The organism is Nocardioides sp. NPDC057772 (genome assembly GCF_042798075.1).
Classification (GTDB): Bacteria; Actinomycetota; Actinomycetes; order Propionibacteriales; family Nocardioidaceae; genus Nocardioides.
This window is the reverse complement of sequence record NZ_JBHVKN010000269.1, coordinates 1-5,945: the sequence shown is the minus strand read 5'-3', so window position 1 is coordinate 5,945 and position 5,945 is coordinate 1. Positions and strand designations below refer to the sequence as shown.

The following is a 5,945-nucleotide window of genomic DNA, read 5'->3' as shown; positions in this document are numbered from 1 at the left end:
AGACGGCAGTGGGTGATCTCTCGGCCGACGGGAGTGACGTCTCGCCCGGCGGGAGTGACGTCTCGGCCGACCTGGCTGACGTCTCGGCCGACCTGGCTGACGTCTCGGCCGACCTGGCTGACGTCTCGGCCGACCTGGCTGACGTCTCGGCTGTCAGCGGAAGTCGCGGGAGCGGTGGCGGGACTGGATGGCCCGGGCCGCCTCGGGGTGGATCTCCTCGAGCGGGGCGAGGCGGTCGGCGACCAGGTTGGTCACCCCGTCGTTGCGCTCCAGGATGCCGCGGATGAGCATGACGGAGGTGGAGACCGCGATCTTGCGGTGCTTCCGCCACAGGCCGGCGGAGCAGACGACGTTGAGCATGCCGGTCTCGTCCTCGAGGTTGATGAAGGTGACCCCGCCCGCAGTGCCGGGGCGCTGCCGGTGGGTGACCAGGCCGGCGACGGTGATGCGCCGGCCGGGTTCGGTGGCGGGGAGGTCACCGATCGTCGGGAGTCCCGCCGCGGTCAGGCCTGCCCGGAGGTGGACGAAGGGGTGGCTGCCGGGGGTCACGCCAGTCGCCCAGAGGTCGGCGAGGGTCTCCTCGACCGGGTCGAGGCCGGGCAGCTCCGGCGTCTCGGCGGTGAACCGCACCCCTTCGAGCTGGTCCTCGGTCTCGGTCCAGCCCGCCTGCCACAGCGCCTGGCGACGGCTCGATGTGAACACCTCCAAACATCCCGCGGTGGCCAGCGCCTCGAGCTGGGCCCGCTCCAGACCGGCACGTCTCGACAGGTCCAGGGAGTCCTTGAACGGCGCCTCGGTCCGGGCCTTCACGATCCGCTCGGCGACGTCCTTGCCGATGCCGCGTACGGAGTCCAGGCCCAGCCTCACCGCGAAGTTGCCGTCGCGGCGGTGCTCGGGGGTGGGGTCGGGGGTGCCGGACACCCACTCGGTCTGCTCCCCATCGCGCAGGCACTCCTCCCGTCCGGTGGTCGCAACCGGCTCGACCGGCTCCGCCTCCGGGTCGAGCGGCTCCAGGTCGGCGGCGGCCTGGCTGAGGATGAGGTCGGGGCGGCGTACCTCCACCCCGTGGCGGCGGGCGTCCTGGGTCAGCGACTGCGGTGAGTAGAAGCCCATCGGCTGGGCACGGAGCAGACCGGCCAGGAACGCGGCCGGGTAGTGGAGCTTGAACCACGACGAGGCGTAGACGAGCTTGGCGAAGCTGAGCGCGTGGGACTCGGCGAAGCCGAAGTTCGCGAAGGAGAGGATCTGGGTGTAGACCGCCTCGGCCGTCTCCTCGGTCATGCCCTTGGCCCGCATGCCCTCATAGAGCTGCTCCTTGAGGGAGTCGATGCGCTCGAGGCCACGTTTCGAGCCCATCGCCCGGCGCAGCAGGTCGGCGTCGTCGTGGTCGAAGTCGCCCAGGACACGACCCATCTCCATGAGCTGCTCCTGGAACAACGGCACCCCGCGGGTGCGCTCCAGCACCGGCTCCAGCAGCGGATGGGCGTAGCTGACCTCCTCACGCCCGGTCGCCCGACGTACGTAGGGATGGACCGCTCCGCCCTGCACCGGCCCCGGCCGGATGAGCGCGATCTCGATGGCCAGGTCGTAGAAGCAGCGCGGCTGCAGCCGCGGGAGGGTGCCGATCTGTGCGCGCGACTCGACCTGGAAGACCCCGATCGAGTCGGCCCGGCAGAGCATGTCGTAGACCGCCGGCTCCTCCTTGGGGATGGTCGCCAGGGTCCAGCCCTCCCCCAGGTGCTCCCGAGCCAGATTCATCATGTGGTCGAGCGCCGCCAGCATCCCGAGCCCGAGCAGGTCGAACTTCACCAGGCCCATGTATTCGGCGGCGTCCTTGTCCCACTGGATCACGGTGCGCTTCTCCATCCGCGCCCGCTCGATCGGCACCACCTCCCCGATCGGCTCCTCGGTCAGCACCATCCCGCCGGAGTGGATGCCGAGGTGACGCGGCGCCCCGTGGATCTCGGCGGCCAGCGCCAGGACCGGCGCGGGGATGCCCACGTCGTCGGGGGCCTCGACGCGGGAGTAGCCGACGTGCTTGGACCAGGCGTCCTGCTGCCCCGGGCTGTGGCCGAGCGCCTTGGCCGCGTCCCTGACCGCCATCTTCGGTCGGTAGCCGACGATGTTGGCGACCTGCGCGGCGTTGCGGCGCCCATAGCGGTCATAGACCCACTGGATCACCTTCTCGCGTTTGTCGGAGTCGAAGTCGACGTCGATGTCGGGCTCCTCCTCACGGTGCTCGGAGATGAACCGCTCGAAGGGGAGGTTGTAGAAGACCGGGTCGATCGCGGTGATCCCGAGCGCGTAGCAGACCGCGGACGCCGCCGCCGATCCTCGCCCCTGGCAGAGGATGTCCTCGCTCCGCGCGAACTCGACGATGTCGTGCACGATCACGAAGTAGCCCGGGAAGTCCTTGCGCTCGATGACGTCGAGCTCGTGCTCGACGCGCTCACGGGCCTTCTCGACGTGCTTCGGGTCGTGGGCGTACGCCATCGCGTAGCGCTGCTCGAAGCCGATCTCGGTCAGATGGCGCAGCCAGGTCGCGGCGGTCTCGCCGTCGGGGATCCCGCGCTTGGGCAGCTTGGGGGTGGCCTTGCGCAGGTCGAAGGCGCACTCCTCGGCGATCTCGACGCTGCGTGCCACCGCGCCCGGGTAGCGCCGGAAGAGCTGCGCCATCTCCTCCCCCGACCTGACGTACGCCACCGGGCCGGCCGGGAGCCAGCCGGCGATGTCGGTCAGGGTGCGCCGGGCGCGGACCGCCGCGAGCGCGTCGGCCACCCGGTGCCGGTCGGGCGTGGCGTAGTGGACGTTGTTGGTGGCGACCGTGGGCAGCCCCGCCTCGCGGGCGATACCGGCGAGCAGGTCGTTGTCGTAGGAGTCGGTCGGGTGGCCACGGTCGGTCAGCTCGACGACGACGTTGTCGTGGCCGAACCTGTCGGTGAGCTCACGCAGTGCCCGGGCGGCGGCGATCGGCCCGGTGCCGGTGAGCGCCTGGCGTACGGTGCCCTTGCGACACCCGGTCAGGATCAGCCAGTTGCCCTCGCGAGCCCGGTCGGCGAGCTCGTCGAGGTCGTAGGTCGGCCGGCCCTTCTCGTCGCCGCGCAGCTGCGCCTCGGTAATCGCGCCGGCCAGCTGTCGGTAGCCCTCGACGCCTCGGGCGAGCACCAGGAGATGACTGCCCTCGGGGTCGGCGACGCCGTTCTGCGGCTTGGTCAGACCCAGGGACAGCTCGGCGCCGTAGACGGTCAGCAGCCTGTCCCTCTCGCCGGCCGGGCCCAGCTTCTGCGCAGCCTCGGCGAAGGCCGGGGCACCGTAGAACCCGTCGTGGTCGGTGATCGCGATCCCGTGCAACCCCTGCCGGATCGCCTCGGCGACCAGCGCCGACGGCGAGCTCGCCCCGTCGAGGAAGGAGAAGTCGGAGTGGGCGTGGAGCTCGGCGTACGGCACGACCGGGCCCTCCGGCCCGCGCACCTCCTCGTCGGGCAGCCGCTTCTTGCGCCGCGAGATCGGGGCGTCACCGTAGGGGTCGCTCGGCGGGCGGCCCGAGAGCCGCCGCTCCAGCTCCTTCCAAGGGATCTCGGGGTTGTTCCAGCCCATCAGCCACCCCGAATGTCCATCAAGGTATGCAGGTGAACCGTCACTTCCCGTGGGGAGTTCCGCGAGGGAAGTGACGGTTCGGCTGCATACCTAGACGAACCGCCACACACCAGCTCAGTCATAGGAGGCCTCCGTGAGCCAGTGATCGGTGTCGAAGGTGGCCAGCCAGGCGCGGCCGTCGACCCCGACGAGCTGGAAGCGGGCGACCCGCCGCCCGCCGCCGGGCTCCCACCATGCCTCGGTGACCGGCCACGGGCCGGCCCAGGAGGCGACCCGCTGCCAGGGCTCGCCCGCCGAGGGCCGGTAGCGGACGGGGTCGCCGGAGACACCGCCGCGCGGGAGCACCACGACCGGTCGCCCGGCCTGGTCGCACACCTCCGCCGGCCACGGGTCGGCCAGCACCCGGGCGGGCGCCGGCGGCGGAATGCTTCCCGGCCAGGGCAGCGCACGGTCGCGCAGCGTCTTGGGGCGGTCGCCCCAGGGGACGTACGCCTGCCGGTCGCGCGGGCTGCGGCCACCCTGGAGCACCGGGGCGACGACGGCCTCGTGGCCGAGCAGGCCCTGCACCCGGGCGATGCCGCGGTCGACGCGCTCGTCCGTGCCACCCCAGAGGCCGTCGGCGTGGACCGCCTCGGAGACGGCGACCTCGGGGACGAAGCGGACCCGGGTCACCGCTCCTCCGCGTCCGGCCGTGACCGCACCGGCCAGCTGCCAGTGCAGCCGGTCGATGAGGTCGACGGCGGAGAACCAGCGCGGATGCGCCCAGGTGCGGCAGGAGTCCGGGACGTCCTCCATCTCGACCTCGATCCGCACCTCGGTGCAGACCTCCTGCCGTGCCGCCAGGCCCTTCACGAACCCCTCCGCCGCCTGCCGCGCCGAGAAGCAGACCGCCTCGGCTGAGTCGAGCGGCGGCTCGAAGGCGGCCTCGGTGGCGAGCTCGGGCGGTGGCGTACGCCCCGTCACCGGCCTCGCTCCTTCACCGTGGATCACCCGGCGGACCCACGCGGCCTGCGCGCCGAAACGCGCCTTGACGTCGGCGCCGGGCAGGTCGGCGAGGCCGCCGAGCGTGGTCAGGCCGAGCCGCTGCAGCAGGCTGACCGCGTTGGCGTCGTCGAGGACATGGACCGGCAGGGCGCGCAGGAACGCGGTGGAGCCGCCGTCCGCCGGGACCGCGTAGGTCTCCTGGAGCCCGGCGCTCCGCGCGGCCTGCTCGGCGGTGAAGAGCTCGTCGGCGATGCCGATCCGTACGTCCCAGATCCCGAGCCCGACCACGCACTCGGCGATCGCCGCCCCAGCCTCGGCCTCACCACCGTAGAAGCGGGCCGGCGAGCGCAGCGCGACCAGCCCGGGGCGCAGCGGCATGACGCCGGGACGCAGCTCCTCCAGGCGCACCAGCACCTCCTCGAACACCCGCGCGTCGCGGGCGTCGTCGGCGGCGAGCACCTGCACCTCGGGGCAGCGCGCCTGCGCGTCGCGGCGCCGCATCCCGCGCTTGATCCCGAACTCCCGCGCCGCCTGGTTGCAGGCCTGGACGCGGTTCTGCGCGAAGACCGCCGCCGGCAGGTGCCGCGGCAGCCCCTGCTCCCCCAGCGCCGCGGCGACCGGCCAGTCGGCGCACCAGACCACCAGCGTGCGACTCATGCCGACTCCTGCTTCCGCAGGTCAGCGAGGTCCGCGACGGGTTCGAGGACGCGCCGCAGACCGCCGTCCTCGGCGGGGAACCAGATCGCCGTACGCCGCGGCGGCGCCGTCCCGCGCACCGCCTCGACCACCATCCGCCTCGCCCGGAGATGGCCGTCGCCGTTGCCCAGACCGACCCAGCGCGGCTCGGTCGCCCGGAGGCGTACGTCTGCTCTCGGCCACTCCCCCAGCGCGACCAGCGCGGCGCCGCGGGTGCGCAGCCGGGCGCCGATCTTCTCGGCGACGCCCGGGGCCACCCGGCCGGTCGGCCGGACCAGCACCAGCGTGACCACGTCGACGAGCGCCGCGGTCGCCTCCAGCCAGGAGTCCTTGGGGCACGGCACCAGGATGGTCCGCTCCAGGTCGACCCCGGCCTCGGCCGCCGCCTCGACACCGAAGTCCTCGACCCCGACGACCGCGGTCCACTCCCCCGCGCTCGAGGGTCCCGCCAGCAGCAGCATCGCCAGCGACAGCGAGTTGGCCGCGTACGTCCCGCCTGCCCGCAGCTGCACCACCCCACCGAGCGCCTCGTGCGTGGCCAGCTCGGCCCCCAGGCCCGGCTTCTGCTCCAGCCGCCGCACCTTGGACCGAAGCTGCTCGATCTGAGCCAGCTTCTGGTGTCGTTCGATCCCCGCTACCACTCCCACTCAATGAGTATCGAACATTTG

The 5,945-nt window shown here is 72.6% G+C and carries 3 protein-coding genes; all 3 read right to left on the bottom strand.

Going from position 1 to position 5,945, the window contains the following annotated elements; all coding sequences use genetic code 11:
* Positions 1–153 precede the first annotated feature (153 nt).
* Positions 154–3,597 (bottom strand): error-prone DNA polymerase, encoded by a 3,444-nt coding sequence (locus tag ACFVJS_RS25900; RefSeq protein WP_378886371.1) that lies wholly within the window; start codon positions 3,595–3,597, stop codon positions 154–156.
* Between the two features lie 114 nt (positions 3,598–3,711).
* Positions 3,712–5,238 carry a DNA polymerase Y family protein gene (locus ACFVJS_RS25895; protein ID WP_378886369.1) on the bottom strand — a complete coding sequence of 509 codons (1,527 nt, stop codon included), beginning with the start codon at positions 5,236–5,238 and terminating at the stop codon, positions 3,712–3,714.
* On the bottom strand, positions 5,235–5,924 hold the full coding sequence (locus ACFVJS_RS25890; protein WP_378886367.1) for a hypothetical protein: 690 nt from the start codon (positions 5,922–5,924) through the stop codon (positions 5,235–5,237). Before ACFVJS_RS25890 ends, ACFVJS_RS25895 begins: the two co-directional genes overlap by 4 nt.
* Positions 5,925–5,945 lie beyond the last annotated feature (21 nt).

Coding starts and splice junctions, on each gene's coding strand:
- ACFVJS_RS25900 (WP_378886371.1), bottom strand. CDS start 3,597: ATGGGCTGGAACAACCCCGAGATCCCTTGGAAGGAGCTGGAGCGGCGG.
- ACFVJS_RS25895 (WP_378886369.1), bottom strand. CDS start 5,238: ATGAGTCGCACGCTGGTGGTCTGGTGCGCCGACTGGCCGGTCGCCGCG.